General features: G+C 38.5%; 27 protein-coding genes and 2 pseudogenes. 12 read left to right on the forward strand and 17 right to left on the reverse strand.

Features of this window, described 5'->3' with window-relative positions; all coding sequences use genetic code 11:
• From EEJ45_RS15375 to EEJ45_RS15390, 4 genes and pseudogenes are all read right to left on the reverse strand, one after another.
• Nucleotides 1–219, reverse strand: a pseudogene (locus tag EEJ45_RS15375) (IS4 family transposase); the annotation flags it as partial.
• 256 nt (nt 220–475) lie between these two features.
• Nucleotides 476–1003, reverse strand: a complete 528-nt coding sequence (locus EEJ45_RS15380; protein ID WP_124565692.1) for a hypothetical protein — start codon at nt 1001–1003, stop codon at nt 476–478.
• A 17-nt stretch (nt 1004–1020) separates the two neighbouring features.
• A pseudogene (locus EEJ45_RS15385) lies at nt 1021–1311 on the reverse strand (SAR2788 family putative toxin); the annotation flags it as partial.
• Nucleotides 1292–1648 (reverse strand): S8 family serine peptidase, encoded by a 357-nt coding sequence (locus tag EEJ45_RS15390; RefSeq protein ID WP_124565693.1) that lies wholly within the window; start codon nt 1646–1648, stop codon nt 1292–1294. The gene EEJ45_RS15390 and the pseudogene EEJ45_RS15385, both read right to left, overlap by 20 nt.
• A gap of 338 nt (nt 1649–1986) precedes the next feature.
• Between EEJ45_RS15390 and EEJ45_RS19100 the strand changes: the two genes are divergently transcribed.
• From EEJ45_RS19100 to EEJ45_RS15405, 3 genes are all read left to right on the forward strand, one after another.
• Complete coding sequence (locus EEJ45_RS19100) at nt 1987–2304, forward strand: transposase family protein (RefSeq protein WP_369128224.1); 318 nt, start codon at nt 1987–1989, stop codon at nt 2302–2304.
• Nucleotides 2305–2763: 459 nt separating this feature from the next.
• Nucleotides 2764–7164: a glutamate synthase-related protein gene (locus tag EEJ45_RS15400; RefSeq protein ID WP_124565694.1), complete on the forward strand. Its 4401-nt coding sequence runs from the start codon at nt 2764–2766 to the stop codon at nt 7162–7164.
• Nucleotides 7165–7931: 767 nt separating this feature from the next.
• Nucleotides 7932–9020, forward strand: a complete 1089-nt coding sequence (locus EEJ45_RS15405) for an FUSC family protein (protein WP_124565695.1) — start codon at nt 7932–7934, stop codon at nt 9018–9020.
• A gap of 88 nt (nt 9021–9108) precedes the next feature.
• Here EEJ45_RS15405 and EEJ45_RS15410 read toward each other — a convergent pair whose 3' ends face one another.
• From EEJ45_RS15410 to EEJ45_RS15425, 4 genes are all read right to left on the reverse strand, one after another.
• Nucleotides 9109–10854, reverse strand: coding sequence for an ABC transporter ATP-binding protein (locus tag EEJ45_RS15410; RefSeq protein ID WP_124565696.1), 1746 nt, complete (start codon nt 10852–10854; stop codon nt 9109–9111).
• A gap of 71 nt (nt 10855–10925) precedes the next feature.
• Nucleotides 10926–11456: a nucleoside tri-diphosphate phosphatase gene (ntdP, locus tag EEJ45_RS15415; RefSeq protein WP_124565697.1), complete on the reverse strand. Its 531-nt coding sequence runs from the start codon at nt 11454–11456 to the stop codon at nt 10926–10928.
• A 112-nt stretch (nt 11457–11568) separates the two neighbouring features.
• Complete coding sequence (locus EEJ45_RS15420) at nt 11569–11796, reverse strand: YgaB family protein (protein WP_164464308.1); 228 nt, start codon at nt 11794–11796, stop codon at nt 11569–11571.
• A gap of 190 nt (nt 11797–11986) precedes the next feature.
• Nucleotides 11987–12181, reverse strand: coding sequence for a gamma-type small acid-soluble spore protein (locus EEJ45_RS15425; protein ID WP_245999968.1), 195 nt, complete (start codon nt 12179–12181; stop codon nt 11987–11989).
• A 168-nt stretch (nt 12182–12349) separates the two neighbouring features.
• On the opposite strand from EEJ45_RS15425, the gene EEJ45_RS15430 reads away from it, so the two are divergent.
• Nucleotides 12350–12574 carry a hypothetical protein gene (locus EEJ45_RS15430; RefSeq protein WP_124565699.1) on the forward strand — a complete coding sequence of 75 codons (225 nt, stop codon included), beginning with the start codon at nt 12350–12352 and terminating at the stop codon, nt 12572–12574.
• 147 nt (nt 12575–12721) lie between these two features.
• Here the strand turns inward: EEJ45_RS15430 and mutY are convergent, their stop codons facing one another.
• On the reverse strand, nt 12722–13813 hold the full coding sequence (gene mutY / locus EEJ45_RS15435) for an A/G-specific adenine glycosylase (protein WP_124565700.1): 1092 nt from the start codon (nt 13811–13813) through the stop codon (nt 12722–12724).
• A gap of 220 nt (nt 13814–14033) precedes the next feature.
• Between mutY and EEJ45_RS15440 the strand changes: the two genes are divergently transcribed.
• Entirely contained in the window at nt 14034–15014 is a 981-nt protein-coding gene (locus EEJ45_RS15440) for a metal-dependent hydrolase (protein WP_124565701.1), read from the forward strand.
• 20 nt (nt 15015–15034) lie between these two features.
• On the opposite strand, the gene EEJ45_RS15445 is transcribed toward EEJ45_RS15440, so the two are convergent.
• On the reverse strand, nt 15035–15301 hold the full coding sequence (locus EEJ45_RS15445) for a YfhJ family protein (RefSeq protein WP_124565702.1): 267 nt from the start codon (nt 15299–15301) through the stop codon (nt 15035–15037).
• Nucleotides 15302–15419: 118 nt separating this feature from the next.
• On the opposite strand from EEJ45_RS15445, the gene EEJ45_RS15450 reads away from it, so the two are divergent.
• Both EEJ45_RS15450 and EEJ45_RS15455 read left to right on the forward strand, forming a co-directional pair.
• A complete protein-coding gene (locus EEJ45_RS15450) occupies nt 15420–15578 on the forward strand; it encodes a small, acid-soluble spore protein K (protein ID WP_124565703.1) in 159 nt (52 codons plus the stop codon).
• Nucleotides 15579–15606: 28 nt separating this feature from the next.
• Nucleotides 15607–15759 (forward strand): YpzG family protein, encoded by a 153-nt coding sequence (locus EEJ45_RS15455; protein WP_124565704.1) that lies wholly within the window; start codon nt 15607–15609, stop codon nt 15757–15759.
• A 44-nt stretch (nt 15760–15803) separates the two neighbouring features.
• Here EEJ45_RS15455 and EEJ45_RS15460 read toward each other — a convergent pair whose 3' ends face one another.
• Together EEJ45_RS15460 and recX are read right to left on the reverse strand one after the other, a co-directional pair.
• Nucleotides 15804–16118 carry a YfhH family protein gene (locus EEJ45_RS15460; RefSeq protein ID WP_124565705.1) on the reverse strand — a complete coding sequence of 105 codons (315 nt, stop codon included), beginning with the start codon at nt 16116–16118 and terminating at the stop codon, nt 15804–15806.
• Between the two features lie 13 nt (nt 16119–16131).
• Entirely contained in the window at nt 16132–16935 is an 804-nt protein-coding gene (recX, locus tag EEJ45_RS15465) for a recombination regulator RecX (RefSeq protein WP_124565706.1), read from the reverse strand.
• A gap of 160 nt (nt 16936–17095) precedes the next feature.
• On the opposite strand from recX, the gene EEJ45_RS15470 reads away from it, so the two are divergent.
• The 4 genes from EEJ45_RS15470 to EEJ45_RS15485 all read left to right on the forward strand — a co-directional run bounded on the left by EEJ45_RS15470 (nt 17096) and on the right by EEJ45_RS15485 (nt 20110).
• On the forward strand, nt 17096–17983 hold the full coding sequence (locus tag EEJ45_RS15470; RefSeq protein WP_124565707.1) for a TIGR01777 family oxidoreductase: 888 nt from the start codon (nt 17096–17098) through the stop codon (nt 17981–17983).
• Nucleotides 17984–17992: 9 nt separating this feature from the next.
• Nucleotides 17993–19117 (forward strand): amidohydrolase, encoded by a 1125-nt coding sequence (locus EEJ45_RS15475; protein WP_124565734.1) that lies wholly within the window; start codon nt 17993–17995, stop codon nt 19115–19117.
• A gap of 244 nt (nt 19118–19361) precedes the next feature.
• Nucleotides 19362–19922 carry a GNAT family N-acetyltransferase gene (locus tag EEJ45_RS15480; RefSeq protein WP_124565708.1) on the forward strand — a complete coding sequence of 187 codons (561 nt, stop codon included), beginning with the start codon at nt 19362–19364 and terminating at the stop codon, nt 19920–19922.
• Between the two features lie 65 nt (nt 19923–19987).
• Entirely contained in the window at nt 19988–20110 is a 123-nt protein-coding gene (locus tag EEJ45_RS15485; protein ID WP_124565709.1) for a YfhE family protein, read from the forward strand.
• Nucleotides 20111–20604: 494 nt separating this feature from the next.
• Here EEJ45_RS15485 and EEJ45_RS15490 read toward each other — a convergent pair whose 3' ends face one another.
• Together EEJ45_RS15490 and EEJ45_RS15495 are read right to left on the reverse strand one after the other, a co-directional pair.
• On the reverse strand, nt 20605–21744 hold the full coding sequence (locus EEJ45_RS15490; protein ID WP_124565710.1) for a diglucosyl diacylglycerol synthase: 1140 nt from the start codon (nt 21742–21744) through the stop codon (nt 20605–20607).
• A 643-nt stretch (nt 21745–22387) separates the two neighbouring features.
• Nucleotides 22388–22735 carry a DUF2642 domain-containing protein gene (locus EEJ45_RS15495; protein ID WP_124565711.1) on the reverse strand — a complete coding sequence of 116 codons (348 nt, stop codon included), beginning with the start codon at nt 22733–22735 and terminating at the stop codon, nt 22388–22390.
• A gap of 228 nt (nt 22736–22963) precedes the next feature.
• On the opposite strand from EEJ45_RS15495, the gene glsA reads away from it, so the two are divergent.
• Nucleotides 22964–23893, forward strand: a complete 930-nt coding sequence (gene glsA, locus EEJ45_RS15500) for a glutaminase A (protein ID WP_124565712.1) — start codon at nt 22964–22966, stop codon at nt 23891–23893.
• A 152-nt stretch (nt 23894–24045) separates the two neighbouring features.
• Here glsA and EEJ45_RS18505 read toward each other — a convergent pair whose 3' ends face one another.
• The 3 genes from EEJ45_RS18505 to EEJ45_RS15510 form a co-directional block, all read right to left on the reverse strand.
• The gene (locus EEJ45_RS18505; protein ID WP_164464309.1) at nt 24046–24204 is read right to left on the reverse strand and encodes a hypothetical protein; all 159 of its coding nucleotides are present in this window, start codon (nt 24202–24204) and stop codon (nt 24046–24048) included.
• Between the two features lie 132 nt (nt 24205–24336).
• Complete coding sequence (locus tag EEJ45_RS15505) at nt 24337–25395, reverse strand: Ger(x)C family spore germination protein (RefSeq protein WP_124565713.1); 1059 nt, start codon at nt 25393–25395, stop codon at nt 24337–24339.
• Nucleotides 25392–26480 (reverse strand): GerAB/ArcD/ProY family transporter, encoded by a 1089-nt coding sequence (locus EEJ45_RS15510; protein WP_124565714.1) that lies wholly within the window; start codon nt 26478–26480, stop codon nt 25392–25394. Before EEJ45_RS15510 ends, EEJ45_RS15505 begins: the two co-directional genes overlap by 4 nt.
• Nucleotides 26481–26486: the final 6 nt, after the last annotated feature.

Below are 26486 nucleotides of genomic sequence, written 5' to 3' on the forward strand. Positions count from 1 at the left end.
TACCCCAGTGGAAGCTTCTAACCGACTGCACAATTGTGTAAGCGATGTACTAGCGATTTCCTGACTGAGCCATACACAAAGGGCCATGAGTTCGTTTGCTTGATACTTACTAGATCGCTAGCCAACTTGTTTGGCGATGTCTTGTAGGGCTACTGGAGATAGAAAGCGTTGTAATTCTTGTGAGAATAGATGTAATTCTTCAGAAAGCGAGAGGTCCATAAAAAAACGTCATCCTTTTTGAGTATTTTCCTGAAAGAATAACGTTTTTTTCATTTTGGGGGAAACTTGTTTCGTTAGCTTGATGGGCATGGGGTACAGCCAACATTTCGGAAATTTTGTACGTTAAGCAAATTTAGGATTTAAAAAAGTCGATTCTTACTGAAAGAATCGACTTTTTGAGGTATTTAAGCTTTTTTCATTGGGTGAATTTTATTAAATTTCATGTTTTTAATACCTCTTAGCATTGCATAAATATTTAGTCGGATTTTAAGTAACCTAAATTTGAAAGAGATCTCAAATAATCATGGAATTCTCTATTTTCTAGGTTACAATCTTCTTTATCTATTCCCATTAATACAATTAATCTATCAAACAATTTTTCACTATTTCCAATAAGTTTGATATCTTTAAGGTAATCCTCACTATCAACTCCTAAAAAAATCACCAAATATTCCCCCTCTTGAATGCGGGTATATTCGACTTCACTTTTTGTAGATTTATCGGGATCTAAGGGAAATTGTTTATTTAATTCCTTTAAACTTACAAATTCCCTTTTTTCTTGCTCTGTAAATAAATTGTTCAGTATTTCGTCTTTATCAATGATAAAACACTTATCATACTTATTAATTTCTTGTAAATCAACTAAAAAATCCATTTCTTTTTTATCTAGTGATTTAGCCAAATATTCATTAATTAGAATATCTTCGACATCTGATAATAAGTATTTATTTGGTATTGAAAGTTTAAGATACTTTTTGTATAGTTCTTCAATTTTTAAATCCATATTTTCTATCATCCCCCTTAGTAATAGAATGAATGACCACCAGTGCGATTATACAAATGGAAGTGGAAATAATAACCTTCAGCAGAAGATTTACCTTTATCTCTTTCAGGTCCTATCGGTGTCCTGTTTCCGCCAGCCTCCCGTGCTATTGCAGCAGCAAGGGAATACGATTTAGACCAAACATTGTTATTTTTGCTGTCTGATGATTTTAACCGAGCTACTGCTTGTGCTTTGGTTAAAGAGTTTCCGATATATAAATCCCCTTTTGTCAAAATGGCCATATAGTGATCATGTTTTTCCTTGTGTATTATTATTTGCAGCTATAATTCCAGCAACAGCAGTACCATGACCATATATGTCTTTTACTTCTTCTTTTGGATTTATTGCATTATACTCCTTAACAACTCTACCAACTAGATCTTCATGTTGCTTATCGATACCACTATCCAGTATTGCTACTCTAACCTTCGGTTTTTCTTCTGAATTTTCCCTTTCTAAATTTAAACTTTCTCTTCCCCACGAAGTTAATTGTCCTTCCTTCTTAGTTAACCATCTAATGTCAGACTCTCTATGCTCTTCATAGGTTTCTAGAGTGCTACTATATAAAAGAAAAAAAAACAGGAATAGCGATAACTGCAAGGACAATCAAAATGCCAAAATACTTATTTTTTATAAAATCTCCCCCTTTTTTGTGAAATTACAACAAATACGAACAAGACTTAATTGTAAATTATTTCAAATAGAAATGTAAATCTATTTAAGCATAAATTTTACGGTTCATCACCATATTTTGTGATTTAAACAAAAGAAGAAAGCATTTATGAAATCCTGGCAATAATGTTAGCGACTAAACCAAACATTAGGAGGAACCATAAATACTTTCTTTATCACTAGGATTACCAGAATTTAAGGTTATTAAACACGATCAATTTGCAGATTATCACCTCATATCCGTCGAAAAAAATTCATGGGAAGAACGTTGTATTCATTGTGGCTTCCTTTCTTCCATTGTTCACGATAGAAGGACAAGAAAGGTAAGAGATCTTCCCATACTGAACAAAGATGTTTATCTCCTTATCCATGTCAAACGGTATAAATGCCCAAATTGTTTAGATGTATTCTCTGAAAGATATGAGTCTGTTCTTCCTCGAAAGCATCAGACGAATCGTTTGAGAGAGTATCTTTATCAATTGTGCCTTGGCACAACGATTGAATGCGTTAGTTCCAAAATGAACATTCCTTACACGACCTTGAAACGAATTTTTTACTCGATCGCAGAGAAGGTGTTTAATGCAAAATAAAAGTGGTTCTTTCCAAAGTTAGTTGAAAAGAACCATTTTTCGCTTGCAAAAAACAGGATGGAGCTGGATTTGAGTATGCCCAAATTATAAACTTTTATTCAAATCATACTAAAAAGCAACCTCGCTAAAGTTGATGGTTATGGGGGACCCCCTCTTTTTCTTTTTTACTATTTCATAAAACCATCATAAATGGTATAATTATTCAAAATATTGTTTCATTTATTATCTGTTACACCAAAACTTTTGGCATGTATCAGATAAAATCTGATGCTATAAATTTTATATCCTCCCCATTTTGCTTATTAAAGCGCAAACAAGTAGCTTTAAAGACTATTTTTAATTAAACGATGACTCCCTTTTCTAAATTGTTAATTCTAAAGGTATACAAACGCCTTTAATTTTTTTATAATTATGAAAAATTTAATTTTGAAAATATTAATTCTGGAGGTGGACAGCCTTATGGCTACAATGAACAAATGGACACCCGCTCTGTTTCGCGACTTCAAACATGCAGAACACGATGCCTGTGGTATCGTTTCCGTTATGGAGAAAAAGAAACAACCTACAAAACAAAATATCGATCTTTGTATTGAATCATTAGTGAAGATGAATCATCGAGCCGGTTTTATTAACGGTGAAGGAGATGGGATTGGTATCCATATTGATCTCCCTGTTGCACTGTGGAAAGAAAAGTTGAGTCATAGCGGCATTGATCCATCTCTAACAGACCGTCCTGATTTTGTTGTAGGACACTTTTTTTTAGAGCGGACCAGCAATCCTGTTGCTATACAAGAAAAAATGCGAGAAACGTTCTCTAAGTTCGGGTTAGCATTGGTATTTGAAGCACAAGACGTGGTGCACTCTGAAGCCCTTGGTCCCCTCGGCAAAGCTGGGGAACCTATATTTTGGCAAACAGCTTTTACAAGCACTTCTTTACAAGATATAGATAGACAACTCTTTGATCTTACCATCGCACTAGAACAAAACCCAGCTGTTCATGTTGCTTCGTTAAGCGTGGATCATGTTGTATATAAAGTCATGGGAGCAGGAGATACACTTGTCAATTATTATAAGGACTTAACGAACCCACTCATCGCATCCACTATGACTTTAGGACATAATCGCTATTCTACTAATACATTATCAAATTTTTTTCGTGTACAACCATTTAGTGTAATTGGTCATAATGGAGAAATTAATACAATCGCTAAACTACGCGACCAAGCGGAAATGGCAGGTGTTCCCCTCACATTTGGGGGAAGTGATTCTCAAGACTTGAATCGTACAATTGATACACTTTTATCTCGTCATAAGTATAGCTTATTTGAAGCAATGGATATTTTATTTCCGCCAATTATAAATGAAATTCGTTTATATAAACCACACCTGCAGGATTTATATACGTATATTCGCGAAGCTTGGGGACATTTCGCCCAAGGTCCGGCTGGGATTATCTCGAGATATAAAGATGAAGCTGTATTTAGTGTTGACGCTCTTGGTCTGCGCCCGCTTTGGAAGGTAGAAACAAGCACATCTTACGTATTTGCTTCAGAGCCTGGTGTTGTAGCACCAAGTGATTATGTAGCAGAGCCAAAAGCCCTTGCGCCTGGTGAAAAGCTAGGATTGAAATGGCACGAAGATATCATGGTTGTTTATGAGTATGAAGAATTTCAAGAAGAGGTTTACAAGCGATTCAGTAAAAAGCAAACTGTGGAAAATTTCCGCTCTCATCTTAACGTACCTCAAATTGAAATCATATCCGAAATGAAGTCTACTGTACAAATAGAAGAGAGACAATATGCAGCGTTTGGTTGGGACAGAGAGCATATTCAACTTCTAGAGCAAATGGCGGAAAAAGGCGCGGAGCCAATTCGCTCGCTTGGTCATGATGCACCTTTAGCAGCTTTGGATGAAGGACGACGCAATGTAGCGGACTTTCTAAAAGAAAGTGTGGCTGTTGTGACAAATCCAGCCATTGACCGCGACCGTGAAATCGAGCATTTCTCGACTCGAACAGTATTGGGAAAACGCCCCGCTTTGTTTGGATTACAGGAGAAAGCAAAAGTTCTCGAGCTGCCTTCCCCACTTTTATTAGAAGGAACAGTAGGGTTACAGGCTGCAAAAGCTGTCGGCTCACTCACACTAGAACAACTTCACAATATATTTGCAGGTAGCACCTATACGTTACAAGCTGTATATAAAAATAGTGAAACATTAGCTGAAGCTTTGGAACGTTTATGCGATGAAGCAATTCGTGCCGTACGTCAAGGTTCTTCTCTTCTTGTTGTAGATGATGCACTTGCTCATCAACACGACAACTTATGGATTGATCCGCACGTCATTGTAGGTCGTCTGCAGCAGGTACTTGTTTCTGCCCAATTACGCCGTGATTGCTCTATTGTCCTACGCTCTGGTGCTATTCGCTCTCTTCATGATCTTGTGACAGTGTATGGATTGGGTGCAGATGCAATTAGCCCATATCTCGCATTTGCCACTGTCGGAGATGAGGACACAAAACCGTTCATCAACCTATACAATGCGCTCAATAAAGGATTGGAGAAAGTTATTTCTACTATTGGTATTCATGAACTGCGCGGCTATGGCAGACTGTTCTCCGCCATCGGCTTGCATGAAGAAGTTGCACAGGCACTCAATATTGTAAACTTCCTTGGTTCTGACAGTTTATACGGTTTCGCCGCAATGAAGGAAGACGCCATAAAGCGTGCCGAAGACTTTCATACGCCTAACGTGAAGACGCGCAAAACATTTCACATTTTTCCTCGTGTATGGAAAGCTATTGGAGATATTGCAAAAGGAAATGCCTACGATGATTATCGTGAAAAATTAGAAGAACTTGAAAAGAAAACGCCGGTAGCGATTCGACATTTAACTGATTTTATAACCGCGGATACACCCGTACCCACAGAACTGGTCAGTACACAGACCGGCAGGCACGCTCTTCCGTTTATTATCAGTTCTATGTCGTTTGGTTCCCAAAATGAAATAGCTTTCCGTGCTTATGCAGAAGCAGCAAATCGTCTCAACATGATTAGTTTGAACGGAGAAGGCGGCGAAATTAAAGATATGATTGGTAAGTATCCGAACACACGCGGCCAGCAAGTTGCCTCCGGACGCTTTGGTGTGACAGCGGAACTCTTAAACTCTTCAAATTTAATTGAAATTAAGATTGGGCAGGGCGCAAAGCCTGGAGAAGGTGGACATTTACCAGGTTCTAAAGTAACCGCTAAGATTGCCGAAGCGAGAAATGCGACAATCGGTTCGGACTTGATTTCCCCGTCCAACAATCATGATATTTATTCTATCGAAGATTTGGCACAGATGATTGCTGAAATCAAAACAGCTAACACCGCTGCAAAAGTTGCTGTAAAGGTACCAGTTGTGCCGAATATCGGGACAATTGCTGTTGGAATTGCTAAAGCAGGTGCGGATTTCATTAATATCAGCGGCTTTGATGGTGGTACTGGGGCAGCTCGTATCCATGCCCTGCAGCACGTGGGATTACCTGTTGAAATTGGTGTAAAAGCTGCTCATAATGCTCTTTTAGAAGCCGGTATGCGTCACCAAGTGGAAATCTGGGGTGATGGTGGGGTTCGCAGTGTAGCAGATGCACTAAAAATTATGCTATTAGGCGCAAATCGCATTGGCTTCGGTACATTGTCCATGGTGGCGATTGGTTGTACTACATGCCGCGGTTGCCACCTTGACACTTGCCATGTCGGAATTGCAACGCAAATTGAATCGGAAGCGCAAGCGAAAGAACATGGACTTCGTCGCTTCGTACCACGTGAATTTGATGCGGCAGTACAAAGTTTAATACATTTGTTCACAACCTTTGGTATAGAGCTACAAAGACTTACAGGACAACTCGGCTTTCGCAATGTGCAAGACCTTGTAGGACGCTCTGACCTGCTACAACAAGTACGAGGTGCTAACGCTCTGGATTTAAGTCATCTGCTAGCTGTACAAGAAGCTACAGGGGAATCACCAACTGTCAAAGCATGTGACACAAGCAATTTTGTCCCAGTCTCAAAAGAGCTTGTTGCTGTTGGAGTAGAACAGCGTGTGTTAGGTGGATTGGAGTCTTGCTATCGCGTACGTGCTAAGCTGGCAGGCGAAAAGCTCGAACCGATTTCACTGAAAATTGACGGTATTCCAGGGAACGGCCTTGGTGCTTATAACAGTCATAATATTGCCATCCATGTGAATGGCGGGGCACAAGACGGTGTTGGTAAAACATCTCTTGGTGGTGACATTTACGTCTTAAAAGGAAAAGGAAAAGATGGTCGCTTCTATAACGGTTCTGTTGGTAAAGGTTTCGGCTATGGAGCACAAAAAGGCGCTTTATACGTCCAAGGTAACGCAGATGCGCGTGCCGGCATTCGTTTATCTGGTGCTGATATGATTATTGGCGGACGCATTACACGTCCCATTCCAAAACAAGAATATGGCAACATCGGAGGACGCGCTAACATTAAAGGCTTCGCATTTGAGTATATGACAAATGGACGCGGTCTTGTGCTTGGCGATCCCGGTCCATGGATGTGTGCAGGTATGACAGGTGGAGTGATCTACGTAAGACATCAGCCGGAAATGGGACTCACTAAAGAAGCCCTCACTCGTCGCATCGCCAAAGGTGCTAACGTAACCTTACAAGCTGTCAGCAGCACAGGTGTCGCCGATATTACAGAGCTTCTCCTGCATTACGCACACGTGCTTCGCCTCAGCAACCAAGAAGACGAGGCTCAGTACGTCACTGATTTACTATTAGATATTAGCGGAAATTTTCTAGAAGTCATCCCAACAAAAGAACAAGCAGACCCAGCAGTCTCTACGGAGTAAGAAGAAAAGCGAAAGCGGCTCGTTCAGCTCCATAAGGCTGAGGTTCTCGGCACAAAAAGGCGCTTTTTGCCTTTATGGGGCGAGGTTCTCAGACCGGAGGAGCTAGCCGCTGTAGCTGGACACAAAAAAAGCGAAAGCGGCTCGTTCAGCTCCATAAGGCTGAGGTTCTCCTGACAAATATAATACAACATATCAAAAAGACTTTGCGATTTCCGCAAAGTCTTTTTCTCAATCATATTATCTAAGCTACATACTTACTTGTGGGACACCTACACTTACTTCTACACTCTCTCGTGCTCCGCAACCCTAACGTTATACCCGTAAGAATAAAACGCATATTTGCTCAAAGGTTGCAAAGTCAGCATCCTATCTAAGACATTCCGGCTGAATTTCTTTGCGTTTATGCCATCTTTAACCTAGAAATCATCATTTAGAGCGCAGGTGCACCAAAGGACGCACCTTAATAAAACTGTCTAGTTTGGTGTTGCCAATCCTTACACCTATATACAAGTTACTTTTCTAACATAACAGGAGAATGCAAGCCAAAGACATACTTACTACATGCTCATGATCTTGCCAAGTATTTGCTCTTCTTACGCACTCATACTCTGTCTATTCTTCTCTACCATATCAAAATATATGGTTTTTAATTTTCACTTTTCATTCCACATTTCGTCATAAAAAACCTCTTGCTAACTATATATAATCCATGTATAGTATCATACTGTGAATCCACTATGTGATTAAGAAAGGACTTATATTTTGTTATGAAACTTGGTGCTCGGATTTTAAAAACGGGTATTGCTATTACTCTAGCTTTATATGCGGCTATGCTTTTGGAGCTTCCTTCACCAGTATTCGCCGGTATTTCGGCTGTATTTGCTATTCAGCCCTCTTTATATCGCTCCTACTTAACAGTACTTGAGCAATTACAAGCGAATGTGATTGGAGCTGTATTTTCTATCGCTTTTGTATTATTGTTTGGAAATAATCCATTTATCATCGGTTTGACCGCTGTGTTAGTCATTATGTTGGCAAAGCAGCTTCGCATGGAAAATACCATTGCCGTTGCCCTCGTTACTGTTATTGCCATTATGGAGTATCATGGACCAAACTTTTTGAACTTTTCTTTACTTCGCTTTGTAACAATAATGGTCGGCGTTTTAGCCGCTTTTGTTGTCAACTTGGTTTTCATGCCACCTAAATATGAAACAAAGCTGTATTACAAAATCACAAACAATACTGAAGAAATTTTAAAGTGGATTCGTATGAATATCCGACAAGCTTCAGATTTCGTTACTTTAAAAACCGATATTGATCGGATGAAAGAAAAAATGATAAAAATGAACCATTTTTATCTTCTATATAAGGAAGAGAGACGTTATACAAAGAAAGCTCGCTATGCGCAATCACGCAAACTTGTTCTATTCCGTCAAATGCTTACTACAACGACGCGCGCCTTAGATACATTAAAACATTTGCATCGTTTAGAGAATGAAGTACTTCACATGCCCTCTCAAGTACGAAATCTTATTCAAACCGAACTTGATTGTCTTGTAAATTACCATGAGCAGGTTATGTTAAAATTTATAGGCAAAACAAAAACGCACCAACCCCTTGATATGCTAGAAGCAGTTTGCACAAGAAGAAACGAACTTCTTCATTCTTTTATGGCATGTCAACATCCTGAAAATGAGGATGAATATAAAACGTGGCTCCATTTGTTCCCACTCATCTCTTCCATTATCGAATATGGTGAACAAGTCGAGCATCTTGACCGATTGATTGGTAGCTTTTACACCTACCATAATCCTGAAAGTGAATTAAATATAGAGGAACAACGTGAAGATGAATAAGAAAAGCGATTCTAACCGTTCTTCTCTTACAAAACAGAATGTTCGTCTTTTCATGATGTTAAAAAACCTATGCAGATGCATAGGTTTTTTATGTTCCCAGGTCTTGTATATTGTATAACTCATAATAACGCCCTTGTTTATCCAGTAGCTCTTGATGCGTACCAACCTCTTTAATTTCGCCATTTTCGATATATACAATCTTATCAACGTGCGTAATCGTTGCAAGACGGTGTGCGATGATTAAAGTTGTTCGATTTTTAGCCAAGGTTTGTAATGCAGCCTGGATATATTGTTCACTCTCAAGATCAAGCGCCGATGTTGCTTCATCAAAAATAAGCACGGACGGCTGCTTTAAAAATACGCGCGCGATTGCAATGCGCTGTCTTTGTCCTCCTGACAGTTTGACGCCACGTTCCCCTACCACAGTGTGATATCCTTTTGGAAACGCCATAATAAATTCATGTGCATTTGCTGCTTTAGCAGCTGCGATTGCCTCTTCTTCTGTCGCATCAGGTTTACCATATAAGATGTTGGCTATAATCGTATCGCTAAATAAAATATTATCTTGGAGCACAACACCAATATGTTCTCGTAAGTTTTTCACATCATAACTTTGTACATTGACTTCATCAATAAAAATAGCACCTTCTGTTACATCATAAAAACGAGGAATTAAACCAACAAGCGATGACTTTCCGCCTCCGCTCATACCAACTAAAGCGACATTTTCTCCCGGTTCAATGAGTAGAGATACATGTTTTAATACATATTCTTCTCCCTCTTCATAACGGAAAGAAACATCCTTAAATTGAATTTTTCCGTCTACCTTCTTCACTGTAATGGCATTAGCTTGATTTGTAATATCGTACGGTTCATCCATCAGCTCAAATACACGGTCCATGGATGCAAATGCCTGCGTTAACGTCGTAGAAGAGTTTACCAACCGGCGTAATGGATTGTATAAGCGATCCATATAGCCAATAAAAGCTACCATTGTTCCAAGCGTAATATCACCTTGAATAACAAGATATGCGGTAAAACCAATAACAAGCAGTGGTCCAAGATCGGTCAATGTATTAACGGTGGAAAAGGTTTTAGCTGTCCAGCGCGTGTGCTCCAACGCTTTATCAAGAAACGCACCATTTTTCTTGGCAAATTGTTTTTCTTCGTACGACTCAAGTGCAAAGCTTTTTGTTACTGCTACCCCTTGAATGCGCTCATGTAAATACCCTTGTAGACTCGCCAATGCCTGCGAACGTTCTTTTGTAAGACGTCTCAATTGTACAAAGAAATATTTAACAGAAATTATATAAAAAGGCAATATAAGCAAGGAAACCGCCGTTAATTTCGGACTCATAGAAAACATAACAGCGATTGCAATTCCAATCGTTGCTGTATCTAACCAAACATTCATCATGCCAGTAATAACAAAGTCCTTCGTTTGCTCTACATCGTTAATAACACGAGAAATGACCTCACCTGTTTTGTTATTAGCATAATAACGTAGGCTTAGTTTTTGTAAGTGGGCAAAAATATTCTTGCGCAAATCATACAATACCTTACTAGCAATTCTTTGTGCATAATATTGCCGATAATATTCGATAGGCGGGCGCAACACAGCAAACACGAATACAGCTCCTCCCATTGCTATCCAAAGTTCAGTTATTTTTTCCGAAAACGAGCCTGTCCCTTGGATAATGTTATCAATTATGTACTTTAGCAATAGTGGCAACAAAAGCGGTATTCCAAATTTAACAATTCCAATAATGAGTGTAATGATGATTTGCCCTCTATATGGTAAAACAAAGCGCAAATAGCGTTTCATTGTATTCACTTTATTCCCCCCTCACCTTAGATGGTACGAAAAAAGTCTGCCGAATATGCATCAGCAGACTTTAGAATGAATTACTCCTTATACATCAAGTAACGCTCGTACCATAAATCTACAAAATCCGGCGCAAACGGTCCTTTTCTTTGATGAATCCATTCTTTTAAAGATTCCACATTTCGCTTTAGAATGCTGTCTATTACATCGGGATAATTCATTAATACCCGGTGCTTCTCATATTCGTCTTCATCAAGAAGCGTATACGTCATATCAGGATATACCTTTATGTCTAAGTCATAATCAATATACTTAAGTGCTTCTTCATCGTATGCAAACGGTGAGCTTACATTACAGTAGTAATAGATACCATCATGGCGCAGCATCCCAATAATATTAAACCATTGGCTTCCGTGAAAATAACAAATAGCCGGTTCTCTTGTAATCCATGTACGACCATCTGATTCTGTCACAAGTGTCCTATCGTTTGCACCGATGACGATACTTTGTGTTCCTTTTAAAACCGTGGTCTCTTCCCAAATCCTATGAATGAGCCCATTGTGCTTATAGCTATGTATTTGTATCTTTTCGCCTTCTTTGGGGAAGTCCATATTTCTCCCTTCTTTCATTTTGGAAGCTAATCCGTCATTTTGTTTTTATTTTCTATTATAACGGTTATTTCAAAATTTTAAAACAAAAGAGCCAACTCCGTAAGAGCGGCTCTTAAGTATGTACGGCTTGATCTCGTTCAAACGATTCAATAATTTGCTTCGTTTGTATCTCAAACAGTTCTTGTATTCCTTGAAGCTGTTGTTTTGTATCTAAAATTTTTTCTGCTACATCTTCTCCCGTACGAAACGCGATTTGATAGCGCTCAAGTGTTGTTTGCAGATCGAGTAATTGATCCATTGTTTTCAGTTGTGCTTCGACTAAACGATCAAATTCATTCATGACAATCGCTCCTTCTCTCCTGTTGTATAAAGTAATTCGTACTTCTCTATTATTCCCCTTTGACAACATTTGTAGACTCGTTAGAAGTTTTGTCTATTTCTGTGTCTGGTCATAATACTTTATATATATGGATGCTTTCTTGTCCATTAGCACACAAAAACACTCCCTGATTAAGGGAGTGTCATTGTTCTTACTGTTGCGCGTTTTGGCCGTATTTGCCAGACGCTTGAGATTTTTTAGCTTCTGCTTTTTTGTTAGCCTCTTTTACGTGCTGAACACTTGTTTCTGTAGAGAACTCAGCGCCGTAGTTAGCGTTTTGTTGTTTCACCTTTTGAATGCTTGTGCCAGTTGTTGTTTTGTTGGCTTGTTGTTTATTGTTCATCATTATCACCTCCACAAAAGATAATGTAACCAATCACTTTTTTAAATATCCGTAAAAAAGATAAAAAAAAACACCTTTAAAATCGCATATAAAATAAATCTTGATTGAGACTATAAAAATGCAAGTTGGTAAAAAATATGTACAACTATTATTAAAGCAAGGGGGATTTATATGTATGTTGGTCGTGACATGACAGAGCTGTCCATGATATCCAAATCAGAGTGGAAAAAAGAAGAACTTGCGTATTTTCATCACTCTCTTCAGCAAATGATGCCTTATTTAAACGCAGAAGGACAAACAATCTACAAAGAAATTGTAAAGGAAATTGAACAGAGAGGTGGCATGCAACGTGCAGAGGCCGATTGGACACACGGAACGCATGTTATCTATGACTGAAAACACGCTCTATTAAAACTCGTTGTTGATTTTCTTTATGAACGTTCGATTTTCCCTCAAAAGTCTTATCTCTTTACTACAATCAACAAGTGTTCATTACCAATATCAGACTTTAACACAGCCAAAATAAAAAGTGAGGTCTCCGCCTCACTTTTTTGTACATGCTTCATATATTTTTTGATGTGACCTTGAAAACGTTCGCTCCTCCATCTCTTCGCGCGACATGACTTTTAGTGTTTCTGTTTCTATCACTTCTTGTTGTACCATACCTTCAAATACAAAAATATCCCAAGTACGATGTGTAAATCCATGTTGAATGTTTAATGTATACTCTCCCACTTCAACATGCAAATCAAATTGCTCCTTCATATGATACATTAATTGTTGCTTATGATTTGTAATACCTTCCTTTACTTCCACATTAGGAAATTCCCACATATTTGCTAGCAAGCCTGTACTTGGTCGCTTATTTACTACATATTTACCATTTGGTGTACGAAACACACCAGCCACGATTGGAACTAGCTTTGGCTCCTTCGCCTTGCTTTTTACAGGTAGCTCTTTTTGTACTCCCTCATGAAAAGCGCGGCAGTGCTGACGAACAGGACACAATAAACAAGACGGGTTTTTAGGAATACAGATTAAAGCGCCCAATTCCATTAATCCCTGATTAAAGTAGGAAGGATTATCATGAGAAATTACCTGCCTTATGACATCTTCAAACAGTTGTCTTGTTTTAGGTTTCGCAATATCTTCCCATATGGATAAGATTCGTGACATAACACGCATTACATTTCCATCTACGGCCGGCTCTGGTATATCGTAAGCAATGCTTAAAATCGCACCTTTCGTATACGGGCCAACACCTTTTAATTTCCCTATTTCTTCCGGTGTATTCGGCACGATCCCACCGTACGTATCCCTTACCTCGCGCACTGCAGCCTGTAAATTACGAGCACGAGAATAATATCCAAGTCCTTCCCAGGCCTTCAATACTTCATCTTCAGCTGCATCAGCTAGATCAGTTAATGTAGGGAATTTTTCCATAAAATTTTTATAGTAAGGCTTAACTGCCTCCACACGTGTCTGTTGCAGCATAATTTCAGAAACCCAAACACGATATGGGTCTTTGTTGACACGCCAAGGTAAATCCCGTTGTTCCTGTTCAAACCAACTAATTAAATCTTGTTGAAATTCTTGTGCGTTAAATCCCTGTAAAATATCCAGATATACTTTCAAACTGAACCTCCTAATAAAATAACCGAATATATCTCTTTAGCTCGATGTACAATTTTATCGGCAATAAAAATGAATCTTAGCTATTATGTGCATAATTATTATTATAAAGAAAACTTATTAAAGCGCGAACTGTTTCTCATGCGGAAATTATAGGCAAATGACTTGCTCGCCTGCCTATAACACGATACAGTAGAAAAAAGCGCAACAAGGAGGTTTTGTTATGGATACAGCCACTCACTTGGTCATGGGGATTACATTGGGCGGTTTGGCTACGCTTGATCCTGCCATTGCGCAAAGTAATATGGGTACGCAAGCTGTCATGCTTGCCACCATTGTCGGCTCTAATATTCCCGATGTTGACACCGTATTAAAACTGCGGAACAACGCTAAATATATCCGCAACCATAGAGGAATTACCCATTCCATTCCAGCCGTATTATTATGGACCTTGCTTGTAAGCTGGTTTTCTCATCTTATATTTCCATCTTCCCCCTATGGGCATTTGTTACTTTGGTCATTTATTGCCGTGTTTCTACACGTATTTGTTGATATCTTTAATGCTTACGGCACACAAGCATTACGTCCATTTACGAAAAAATGGGTCGCTTTAGGTGTAATTAATACATTTGATGCTGTTATTTTTTCTATTCACGCTTTAGGAGTAGTACTTATCGCTATAGGGGCAAATAAAGGATATACAGCGCTGTTTGCTTATGCAGTGACCATCTTGTATTATATTGGTCGCATTGTAATGAGACAAAATGTACACAGTGTAGTAAAGAAAAAATTTGCAAATGTAGAGCAAGTAATTATTTCTCCAACATATCGCTTTTATCATTATCACTTAGCTATTGTTACAGATAAATTCTTTTACGTAGCACGTTTTCATCGTGGCAACATTCTTACCCATGACAAGTTTGAACGAATACCATTACCTGATAACCCAGTGATGCATGCTGCTTTAAAAGATCAAAATATCTCAGCATTTTTATCTTTTTCACCTGTGTATCGTTGGGATTTATTTGAATTTGATGACCATTACGAAGTACGCTTTATTGATTTACGTTATCGAAGTAAAGATTATTATCCATTTGTGGCCATTGTACAGCTGGATAAACACTTACAAGTTGTGAGCTCTTACACCGGATGGATTTTTAGCGAAGAAAAGCTTCGTAAAAAATTACAGCTTGTTCCAAATTAAAACCCTTGCTAAGCAAGGGTTTAATGTTTAAGATAATCGTCTCTATTGAGTAGTTCCTGAAAGCGTGGGTTTTTCGACTGGACAAGATGAAGTTGTGCACCATGATTATGAATCCATGTATTTACCAGCCTTTCTGTCATTTCTGGCCCGTTATAACGGCCGCTTTTAGCATATGTTGCCTCAGTATCTTCCCACAATAACTCAACCCATGCACGTGCCTGCGCATATGAAAGATTTGCATTTTTCTCCAGCAGTACATGTGTCAGCTTCTCATATATATCATTCATGTGATTCACTTCCTTGGTAATTTTTAAAGCCTTTCTTCTTACATAACAAAACCAATACTAACACATTCTATAGGTGATACTCGAGTAGTATCAAATTCGTGTGGAAGGGGTTTTCCTCTTGGGCAAAGGAACAGAAGCGTATTCAGAAAAACGGAACAATAGTAAAATCGACGGTCAACCAAAAGCAAAGGCTCGCTTTGCATCTAAGCGACCAAACGGTACAATTAATACTCATCCGCAAGAGCGCATGCGCGCTGCGAATCAAAAAGAAGTATAAATTTACGACTACGCGTGAGGTGACAAAGATGAGCTACCGTAATCATTTGGATTCCCGTTCTGCAAAGTTCAACCATACATGGACCCGCCCTAAGCGTCAGAAATCACAAGTAAATGGGCAAACACAAGAAACACAAAACACCATTATTTTAAAAAGTAACGCAAAAGCCCACCGCTTTTAATTCATCATACCGGAGAAGTATTCCTTCTTCGGTATTCTTTGCTATCATTCAGGCAAGCGCAAGAGTGAAATAGGAATTCCAATCTCTTCTGTATCATTTCCCTTATGTCCCCATGCAAATACACCGTTAAAATAAGTAATGGTAAAAAAAACTCCTGGCTCTTCTGTCAATTCATAGGTTTTTCCAACTGCGAACTGATTAATATCTATCATATATGCTTTAGCCATCGCCATTTTTCGTACCAATACTTCATATTCATTGGACATACCCATTTGCTCCGCTTTGATAGCTTTCTCTTTCAATATCCCAATTTCACGTTGCAATTCCATTGGTGTCATTTCACTATATCTTTTTTGCATATATACTCCTCCTTCACTCTTCCTCAGCTAATTGACTAATTGCCTGTTCGATTATATCCATACTGAATCCTTTACGATACAAGCTTTGCTTCATTTTCATTACGTACGTATATTTATCATGCTTCTTATACTTTTCATGATATTTACGCGCTTGATATAAAACAATCTCATCATCTGAATCATCTAACGTAATCGCTGCAGTTGCTTCTGCAATAATAGATGGCGCGTATCCTTTTCGGATAAGCAGCTCGTCTAGCTTTTTCTTTATTTGCAGCTGAGATAAATTACGATAGGTTTTTCCCTTTTTTTCGCACCACTCTATAGCGTTTTCAATTTGCCTGTGCACAGGATATTCATGTAAACTGATTGTAATGATATCTTTAGAAACACCTTTTGCCTCTAGCTCGCGTGAAATTAATTCAGGTCCTTTTTTAGATACATTGCTTTGCGTCCGAACGTATGCCATCGCATACTCACGGTCATTAATATAACCGTCTTTTTTGAGCTTCGAGATCACTTCACGAATGGCAACTTCACCAAATTCTTTTTTACGAAGTTGCTCGGTTACTTCGTACGCCGTGCGCATTTGATAAGATAAATACGAAACAGCATGTAAGTAAGCCTTACGAATTTCTTCATCATATATAATCTCACTGAGTGCAAGCTCATCAATTTCCATATCCTTGCGGAGCCCATGTTTAACGAGAGTATGCTCATCCACACTAAAAGCATATCGCTCACCAGTACCGTCATCTAAATAAATGTTATAACGCTCCTTCATTTGCTTTTGCGCTTGAATTTTCGTAATAATACCCATGCTTCACCCCGCTGTATAAAAGTTTACAATCACAACAATAAAAGCTGCTTTTCATTCTGTTACATGAGCCATAAAGAAGGAAAGTTTTTTATTTATAAACCCATTGTAACGCATCTCAAAATTCTTTTCATTTCATATACATAATAAGGAGGAATGTTTGATGAAGATTGCTATCTCAGGGGGTACTGGTTTTATTGGTAAGGCCCTTGCCACTCATCTTATCAGTAGGGATCATGCTGTATTTGTACTTACCAGATCTGATAGAACAGCACATGATGGAATTACTTATGTTAAGTGGAATGCAGCAGATAATTTATTTCCACTCCCCGCCGTTGATGCAGTCATTAATCTAGCAGGCGAATCCCTAAATAGCGGACGCTGGACTGAAACAAAAAAACAGCAAATTCTCAACAGCCGTCTCTCTACTACGCAAGGTATACTTCGGCAGCTTGCTTCTCTTTCGGAACGTCCCAAAATTTTCATAAATGCCAGTGCCATTGGATATTATGGAACTTCTTTGACTCAAACATTTACCGAACTTGATAAACCTGGTCAGGATTTCTTAGCAACAACTGTAGAATTATGGGAGAAAGAAGCGCGAAAGGCAGAAGAATTAGGAATGCGCACTGTGCTAGCTCGCTTTGGTATCGTGCTTGGTGCAGGAGGTGCTTTGTCTAAAATAATCCTCCCTTATCGTCTATTTGCAGGCGGTACAGTAGGGTCTGGTAAGCAATGGCTATCTTGGGTGCATATAGATGATGTTACAAATATGATTTCCTTTTGTTTAAATCATCAGGATATATCAGGTCCTGTTAACATAACCGCCCCCCATCCGGTAACAATGAAAGAGTTCGGTAAAACTATTGCAAAAATCATTCATAGGCCGCATTGGCTACCAGCTCCCGCATTGGCTCTAAAACTGGCCCTTGGTGAAATGAGTATACTTGTGCTAGAAGGGCAAAAAGCCCTTCCACAAAAAGCTATAGAGCACGGCTATACGCACACATACAAGGATTTAGAGATTGCACTATCAACAATTTTGAGTTAGGGGTTTATGATGAAGATTTTATTCAAGTACGCGACAATTTATCCGATTACATCACCTAAATTTCAGGGAGATGTATTGGTGCATCAAGGAAAAATAGTAGAAATAGCTCCTTCTATCGTTGCCTCGGAACATATGCAGCTTATTGATGCAAGAGGTTTATATTTGTTTCCCGGCTTTATCGATGTTCATACACATCTTGGTCTATATGACGAAGGAACCGGCTGGGCAGGAAATGATGCCAATGAAACAGCCGAGGTCCTCACGCCTCATATTCGTTCAATGGATGGTATTCATGCGCTAGACATTGCTTTTCAAGATGCTATTCAAAGCGGCATTACAACAGCACACGTCATGCCTGGTAGTCAAAATGTGATTGGCGGTACAACATGTGTTTTAAAAACAGCAGGAAAAAGTGTAGATGCCATGATTATTCAAGAACCTGCTGGGTTAAAAATGGCGCTTGGCGAAAATCCAAAACGTATCCACAGTCATGGAAACAAAGAATCCATTACAAGAATGGGAATTATGGGTATGCTTCGAGAGGCATTATATACTGCACAGCAATACGGCAGTGCCGCCGACTTTAGAATGAGACCGCTTATCCAGGCTTTAAATAGAGAGATTCCAGTGCGTATTCATGCGCATAGAGCCGATGATATCTTATCTGCTGTACGCCTTGCGGATGAATTTGATTTGGATTTACGCATTGAGCACTGTACAGAAGGACATTTAATAGCGGATGAACTAGAGGGACGCAATCTACAAGTATGTGTTGGTCCTACTTTAACAAGAAAATCAAAAATAGAATTAAAAAATAAAACCTGGAAAACATATGAAACACTTGTGAATCACGGTATAGAAGTATCCATTACAACCGATCATCCATATACACCTATTCAATATTTAAATGTTTGCGCAGCTTTGGCTGTCCGAGAAGGTTTGGATGAACAAACTGCACTAGAAGGGATTACTATTAATCCTGCTAGAAACTTAAAGCTGTCCCACCGGATTGGTAGTATAGAAATAGGAAAAGATGCTGATTTGGTACTGTGGACACACCATCCTTTCCACTACTTGGCAAAACCAGTTTTGACAATGATAGATGGAAAAATTATTTACAAAAAAAATAAATAAAACTAGTTTCTTTTTTTAATCAGATGAAGTATCATACGAATATAAATGAATGAAACCATGATCAATTTGTATCGTGTTCTAATATTTCAAATTGACCGATGGGGAAGGCAAATGGTGCGCCACCAGCAAGACTGGTTCTAGTGGGTTCGATTCCCACCCCGAAATTTTTTGTGAGCTCTATTAAAAAATTTCGAGGGTGGGTTTGCTTTGCTAGCATTCTGCCCTCATGCGAGGAGGATGTAGAATGTTAAAAAAACGCGACCTACAAGAATGTCATGTTCTATATGAATTGATGGCGCATCCGGATGTCTTCCCCTTTGTGCGTCAAAAAGCATATTCTTATGAGGAATTCCTATTTTTAACAAAGCAAACAATTGAAGCCGAAGAGCGAGGAGAACTGATTTCCCGTACAATTTTGGACGAATGGGGTAATGCCATAGGTACCATCACTTTATTTGACGTGGAAGATAATGCTGGTTTTCTTGGTACATGGCTAGGCAAGCCTTATCACGGCCAGGGGTATAACAAGCCCGCTAAAGACGCTTTTTTCCATGAGGTTTTTTACGAGCTTGGCATTGATACTATTTTTATGCGCATTCGTAAACACAATGTAAGGTCTATTAAGGCTGCCGAAAAATTGCCATATGTTACATTAGCTAATGAAACGAGACCATCTGTTTATAATCAGATTAATGCGCAAGGCGATGTCTATAATTTATACGAAATCTCTAAAGATTTATATACGCTTCACACATTGCGTGAAGGTGGTATTCACGAAACAATTCACCAATTAAAAGAAGCATAAAACGTATAGTTCCCTCTTTCATTGGAAAAACTATGTAATAATTCTGATGCCAGAGGTGAAACAAAATGGATAAGAAAAAACGTGAGAAATCCAGAGGAAAACTATCTGCAGCACAAGAAGTTCTCTATCAAAAAGAGTTTAAAAAAGCAGATCGGGCAGCAGGATTCAAGCCCGGTGGTATTTATTAACACAAAAACCCCGCTCTCGGGGTTTTTGTGCATAACTTTTTCCACATTTTTTAAAATTGTGCATAACTTTTAGGGAATTCAATCATATCAACAGGTGATTTGTAGTATGTTATAAAAAAATTGTGGATATAATGCCTAGCATTGTGGATGATGTGGACTTTATTGTTAATATTTCGACTATACAGCTAATTGAAACCGCTCTACTTGTGAATAAAAGAGCCTATTTCATATCGTTAATAAACAGGGTGTCCGTATTCTCATGGAGCACCCTGTTTATCATTTTGGCGTTGTGAAAGCTGTATGTGCTCGACTTTGATGAATGACCATGCAAACCTCTAGCGAAAAGCATTGAAAAGAGCAGCATAGATTGCTGCTCAACTCATATAATACATGATGTATGACTTCTTAGCACCGAACCATATGCTTTTCGTGGTTAATCAAACATAAGATACCATCTGCTCTTCTAACTGCAAAAAAAGATTTTGTGCTTTGGTTTATGTTACAGGCAATAACACTCTCTGAGGAATTGCATTTTCAGCCAAAATCATATCCACAATACTCATGGCTGCATGTGGTTGGTGAATTTGCTTCAGAGATTCTCTCATTTGCTTCAGTGCCTGATCATTTTGTAGCAATGCTTTTGTTTTTACATAAATATCTTCTTCTTCTCTCACCACAATTGCGGCACCTTTTTCTTCAAAATAACGTGCATTCTCACTCTCTTGGCCTGGGACTGGCTTGTACAATACCAATGGCAATTGAGACGCCGCTGCTTCACTTAATGTAATGCCACCAGGCTTTGTGATCATGCATGTTGTAATGCGAAACAATTCATGAATATCTTCGACATAGCCGAATACTTTTAGCGATGGTACTTCTTCACTCAGTTTAGTAAGATCCTCAAATAATAGGGCATTTTTACCACACACAACTGCAACCTGCAGATTGGAAATTGTCGTAAATAAGGTACATAACTCTTTCACATCTCCAAGAACACCATGAGCACCCGCAACAATTAACAATGTTTTTTTATTCGGGTCTAAGCCATATTTTTCATGGGTGCATTGTACGATTGTATCCGCTTCAAAAGCCTGTCTAATAGGAATACCTGTCACTGTGACACAATTACGAGAAATTCCAATATTCTCGATCCTTTTTTTTATATAATCTGTCGCTACAAAATAGCGATCTACACCTCGGTGTACCCATATTTTATGCAAACAGAAATCCGTTAGCACATTATAAACCGGAATAGAGAACCCTGTTTGTCGTTTCAATTCGGGAACGGCAATAATAGGAAACGTATTGATAACAACATGAGGTTTTTCTGCCTGTAATATATTCTTCAAACGCTTCCTACCAAAATTGGCATACCAGGAAGCAATTTTTTTATCATAAATCTTTTCTACACCATAGTAAAAAAGGCGATATAATTCTTTACCAATAGTATAGCTTTTTAAATATAGGTATTTTGTAATATCCGTCAAAACTGGATGTGATTCAGCAAATAAATCGCATACAATAACATCTTCAATACCTTTTTGACGGAATGTCTGTTCAAGTGTTTTAGCAACCTGCACATGACCATTTCCGTAATGTGCTGTTAGAATCAACACTTTCAGATTTTTACCCAAACAAATCCACTCCCGTTTTGTTCTTCTATCCCGCTCTGTAGCGGTTATGTATCTATCGTGGATATACCTGTGTTCGCATGAACGAGCTACCATTTATACCGTTGAAAATTCCTTTCATTGCCCTGTTAAATTTTATCAAATAACTGTAGAGAAATACGTTTATCATTAGAAGCTTTACTGTATCCTCATATTTTATCATTATACTTTTCCCAGAAATCTTGTGCAATAACACGTTGTTATTTCTCTTTTGGTATAACTATCTCTATTGAATATGGATATTTTGAAAAATACCCTTCTGTATGGCTCATATGATTATACTTCTTCTATAACAATGCGTTTCCCTCTCGGTTTTCTTGTATTTCATTAAACATTTATTTACAAAAAATGTCGTTATATTTAGTATACACGCTTCTTGCATTTGACTCTACCTTTGTTTTTTCTCAAGATCTCTGTGTATGCAGTCCTAGTAAAGTCATCCTCCTCAAGGTGGGTAGCACTTACGTATGCAATAAAATATTCAACCAAGAAATAATAAAAGTTGCTTCTCTCGCTCCAAGAGCTCGTCCTACATCATTTCCAAGCGCTTGCGCAAAAGATATGCTCTCTACTTTCTTATTACTCACGAATAGATATAATACTGTTATTAAGAAAGAAGTATGGTTGTACCTGTGAATTCCGCAAGCTCCAAATAGTCGGATGCAGCCAATACAATTACTCCTGTTAAAACACCTGCTGCTGTAGTAATTTCTACTTTCTGATTCAGCAACCGTTCTGCTACTTCCTGAAATGCCGGGACTTGACATTCTTGTAAGACCGTACAAATCGTCTTTTTAAAAAGAATTGATGCAATAACCTCTTCTACTACAATTTTCGTATTATTACGAATCAAGGCAGCAATCTCCGCTCCATGTAAAACCTCTTGAAAAAATTGCTTTAATTGTTGCTTAAATACTTTTGCAAGCTTGCACCAATATGCATGAATAAAGCACATATCCTTCTTCCTATACTCATGTTGTATGGACAACCTGATATCCACTTTAACAATGTATACAGACAAGCTTCATTTGGTTTACGAATGAAAGCGTTTTACCAAAAATAGTTATCTGTCTTTGCATAATTTATTATCGTATAATAAAACGCAAGAACACGTAATATAGCTGTTCGTATAAAATAGACCATACACTCCATCTGATACGATGAGAAATTTGAGGTGATACACATGATTAACTTACAAATGAATAACCTACCTACCCTGTTAGAGCAAGTACAAGCATATACAAGTAGCGGTAAGGTAGCGACATACATACCTGCCCTTGCAACTGCCAATCCAAATGATATTGGGATTGCTATCTATGATAAGGAGCATCATTGTATCTCCGCTGGCAATGCTGAGGTAAGCTTTACACTGCAAAGTATCTCCAAGGTCATCACATTAGCTCTTGCATTGATGGATCGTGGACAAGATTATGTATTTTCCAAAGTCGGTATGGAGCCAACGGGTGATCCGTTCAACTCTATTATCAAACTTGAGACATCCAATCCCTCTAAGCCTTTAAATCCAATGATTAATGCAGGTGCTCTTGCGGTAACTAGTATGATTATCGGCGAGTCTAATGAAGAGAAAATCGCCCGCATTCTGCGCTTTGTTCGTACAATGTGCGCCAATCCATCGATTCACTATTCTACAGAGGTTGCTATCTCTGAATTAGAAACAGCACATCTTAATCGTGCTCTGTGTTACTACATGAAACAAAATGGCATCATTGATAGTGATGTGGAAGAGTTGATGGATTTGTATACAAAGCAGTGCGCCATTCAAGTACATTGTATTGATTTAGCGCGCATTGGGCTTATTTTTTCGATGGACGGATTTGATCCTTACACAAAGGAGCAAATTATGCCGCCTAACATTGCAAAAATCTGCAAAACATTTATGGTTACATGCGGTATGTATAATGCATCAGGAGAGTTTGCAATTCGCGTTGGTATTCCTGCAAAAAGTGGTGTAGCCGGAGGAATTCTTGCTTGCGTAAAAGATCATGCAGGAATTGGCATTTACGGACCAGCACTTGATGACAAAGGAAACAGTGTAGCCGGACTAAAGCTCCTGGAATTGCTAGCAGCACAAGAAAACTGGAGTGTATTCTAAGAAAAGCGAAAGCTGCTTGTTCACCTACATAGGGATGAGGTTCCCGGCACAAAAAGGCGTTTTTTGCCTTTGATGGGACAGGATTCTCAGACCGGAGGCGGTAGTCGCTGGAGCTGCCATAGGGATAAAAGGAGCTGCGTATGCAGCTCCTTTTATCCTTTTTTCAAGCTATTTTTATACGCTTCGAGCGTTACCAATTCGGGTAGATCTTCGAGGTGATGCTCATCGGCTACCTTATTGTTTTGCGCATGCTTGGGTGGCTGTGGTTCATGGCCTTTTTTCTTACTGTGAAATGCTTTACCTCTGCCCATTTTCACTCACTCCTTATCAAGAATCAAGCATTCTTAGTATGAACCGACAAACTGTGCAATAATCTTAGTGGAATATGTTGCATATTGAGGTTTTTGTTTATTTCCGCGGAAATATGCAGCTTCCTGTCAAAGTTATTCGACAACACCTGATTGTACAACCTTCACCTGTACATGAACCTTCACTTTTAAGTTTGCATAATCTGAGCGCCATTTCTTTTCATTCCAATTGCGATCTTTTGCTCGGTACACTCTTCCTAGTCCCAAAGGATCCACGCCTTTTTCCTGAAAACGAAGAATGAGCTGTTCTACTTCTTTCTTTGCCGACTGTTCCATTTCTTTTTCAATCTGTCGAACCAATTTTGGCACCTCTAAATTTTTCTCTTCTGTAAATTCTTGAATTTTCCCTTTAACCTTCATGTTTATATGTAACACAGAACTGTTTTGCACTTTATAATCTGTTTTGGCATTAATGTTTTCAATGACTGTAAACTGATTTTTAAACCGAAAACTGTATGCTCCATTGCTAAAACCATCAATCAAAGCTTTAAATATAAACATGTTCTTAGCTGGCAAAATGTCTCTCATTCGATCTTTATAAAAAAGAGCAATTCCAGCTATTCGAATACTATCCTTACCTTGCATGATGTACGGCAAGAAGGCATCTCTGGCATCATCATATAAGCTATTGGATAGTAAGTATAAGTTAGATCTTGGTACTGTTCCTGTTTTAATCTCTTGTTCAAATAAAGAAGAGAGCCCCTCAACCACTCCTTCTTCTTCGTCATATTCTTTGCTCAAAATTTTTTGTAAATCTCCACCAGTAACAGCAGGATAAGCTAAGTTTCCTACTTTAGGAATTCGATCCAGTGTGTTTACAATTTCTTGAATGCCATGACGAGCAAACGCCTCGCTGAATAAAATAACACGTACCTGCCCCGTTTCCAGAGGCAAAGCGGATTTTAAATCTGCTTTTTCCTTAGCTTCTTTTCCTGTTTTACCCGTAGCAGAAAACACTTTCGTTTGAACACGATTTTCTTTTCGATATAAGGACACCACAAACATTCCCTTTAATGTACGATTACCAAGATAGTCAAATCCCATAATCTGCACTAGGTATAAATCATCTAAAATTTTGGCTTGACTACATGCTACTAACAAGACACAAAGTAAACATATGAATCCACGTTTCATGCTTGTTTCCTCATTTTTTGTTTAATAGTTTGAAGCAAAAGAAGCAATGGAAGATATCCATATATAAATGCTGCTCCTATCTTCCCAACCATTGTATTCATCATATTCACTTTCTCCCGGTCATCCATCCAATTCACCAACAGTAAAGCAGCTATTAAAAGAATGCAAAGAAAGTATTTTTGTTTGGCTTTAAACAGTACCTTTAACCCTCGGCTTGCAGCCCAAAAGTTAACAACGAAGTTAGGCAGAATTACAAAAGCCCATAATGAAATTAAGATATATTCAAATCGCTCTATAAAAGAAAATTCAATTATTTTAATCATACTTAAATATGCCCATATACTTTGTGAAAGCTGATCTTTACTAAAGAAAGCCAGCGAAAGTATCATTAAATATGTGTAACCTACTGTAGTAAGAAATGCTCCCGCATGCGCAAACTTTTGCGACTTTTGCCCGTCTTTCACAAAGGGATAGTAGATGAGAAACACTTCAAAACCTAATATACTGAATAAAGCCCCTTCCATGCCTTTGATGATTTCCATAGGAGAATGATTAAATAGGGGCAATAAATTGTGAAAATCAGCATACCCAAGCGGATAAAACACTGTAAAAACAAGAAACAGTGGAATGACCATTCCAAAAAAGGCCATTCCCCCTACAACTCGAAAGCCGCCTGAAACGATGTAATAAGCCAAGGCTAATAACACAATAGCAAAGATCCAGGTCGAAATGTTAGAGAATATCCAAACCTGTAGCACCTCAATATAAGTACGTAAAACAACTGTTCCTGATATAAATAGATACCCTAAAAAGAAGAGGCTAAATAATCCTCCCAGCCATTTCCCCCATATCGCCCGATGAATTTCGATAAGATCCTTCTGCTCCCCGCTTACTAGCTTATACATTATCCAAATGATAACATTCACACTCAAGCCAGCTAACAATATACTAAGCCAGCTATCGTTGCCAACAAACTTAGCAACAATTCGCTCAAATCCAAGCATCCCTACACCAACCTGCATAGCGTGAATCAAAAAAAAGACCAAATAAGGGGAAACTTGATATTGAACAGGCATTTCCTTCATTGAAGC

It is taken from the genome of Ectobacillus antri, assembly GCF_003852715.1.
GTDB classification, from domain to species: Bacteria; Bacillota; Bacilli; order Bacillales; family Bacillaceae_G; genus Ectobacillus; species Ectobacillus antri.

What these genes read in the sequence shown, in the direction of transcription:
- EEJ45_RS15505 (WP_124565713.1), bottom strand. Translation starts at nt 25,395, where the DNA reads ATGAAACGTGGATTCATATGTTTACTTTGTGTCTTGTTAGTAGCATGT.
- recX (WP_124565706.1), bottom strand. Translation starts at nt 16,935, where the DNA reads ATGGGTATTATTACGAAAATTCAAGCGCAAAAGCAAATGAAGGAGCGT.
- EEJ45_RS15460 (WP_124565705.1), bottom strand. Translation starts at nt 16,118, where the DNA reads ATGCAAAAAAGATATAGTGAAATGACACCAATGGAATTGCAACGTGAA.
- EEJ45_RS15480 (WP_124565708.1), top strand. Translation starts at nt 19,362, where the DNA reads ATGTTAAAAAAACGCGACCTACAAGAATGTCATGTTCTATATGAATTG.
- EEJ45_RS15400 (WP_124565694.1), top strand. Translation starts at nt 2,764, where the DNA reads ATGGCTACAATGAACAAATGGACACCCGCTCTGTTTCGCGACTTCAAA.
- EEJ45_RS15420 (WP_164464308.1), bottom strand. Translation starts at nt 11,796, where the DNA reads ATGAATGAATTTGATCGTTTAGTCGAAGCACAACTGAAAACAATGGAT.
- EEJ45_RS15445 (WP_124565702.1), bottom strand. Translation starts at nt 15,301, where the DNA reads ATGAATGATATATATGAGAAGCTGACACATGTACTGCTGGAGAAAAAT.
- EEJ45_RS15495 (WP_124565711.1), bottom strand. Translation starts at nt 22,735, where the DNA reads ATGTGCTTTATTCATGCATATTGGTGCAAGCTTGCAAAAGTATTTAAG.
- EEJ45_RS15455 (WP_124565704.1), top strand. Translation starts at nt 15,607, where the DNA reads ATGAGCTACCGTAATCATTTGGATTCCCGTTCTGCAAAGTTCAACCAT.
- EEJ45_RS15470 (WP_124565707.1), top strand. Translation starts at nt 17,096, where the DNA reads ATGAAGATTGCTATCTCAGGGGGTACTGGTTTTATTGGTAAGGCCCTT.
- EEJ45_RS15380 (WP_124565692.1), bottom strand. Translation starts at nt 1,003, where the DNA reads ATGGATTTAAAAATTGAAGAACTATACAAAAAGTATCTTAAACTTTCA.
- glsA (WP_124565712.1), top strand. Translation starts at nt 22,964, where the DNA reads ATGATTAACTTACAAATGAATAACCTACCTACCCTGTTAGAGCAAGTA.
- EEJ45_RS15430 (WP_124565699.1), top strand. Translation starts at nt 12,350, where the DNA reads ATGTATGTTGGTCGTGACATGACAGAGCTGTCCATGATATCCAAATCA.
- EEJ45_RS15440 (WP_124565701.1), top strand. Translation starts at nt 14,034, where the DNA reads ATGGATACAGCCACTCACTTGGTCATGGGGATTACATTGGGCGGTTTG.
- ntdP (WP_124565697.1), bottom strand. Translation starts at nt 11,456, where the DNA reads ATGGACTTCCCCAAAGAAGGCGAAAAGATACAAATACATAGCTATAAG.
- EEJ45_RS15475 (WP_124565734.1), top strand. Translation starts at nt 17,993, where the DNA reads ATGAAGATTTTATTCAAGTACGCGACAATTTATCCGATTACATCACCT.
- EEJ45_RS15510 (WP_124565714.1), bottom strand. Translation starts at nt 26,480, where the DNA reads ATGAAGGAAATGCCTGTTCAATATCAAGTTTCCCCTTATTTGGTCTTT.
- EEJ45_RS18505 (WP_164464309.1), bottom strand. Translation starts at nt 24,204, where the DNA reads ATGGGCAGAGGTAAAGCATTTCACAGTAAGAAAAAAGGCCATGAACCA.
- EEJ45_RS15425 (WP_245999968.1), bottom strand. Translation starts at nt 12,181, where the DNA reads ATGATGAACAATAAACAACAAGCCAACAAAACAACAACTGGCACAAGC.
- EEJ45_RS15405 (WP_124565695.1), top strand. Translation starts at nt 7,932, where the DNA reads ATGAAACTTGGTGCTCGGATTTTAAAAACGGGTATTGCTATTACTCTA.
- EEJ45_RS15485 (WP_124565709.1), top strand. Translation starts at nt 19,988, where the DNA reads ATGGATAAGAAAAAACGTGAGAAATCCAGAGGAAAACTATCTGCAGCA.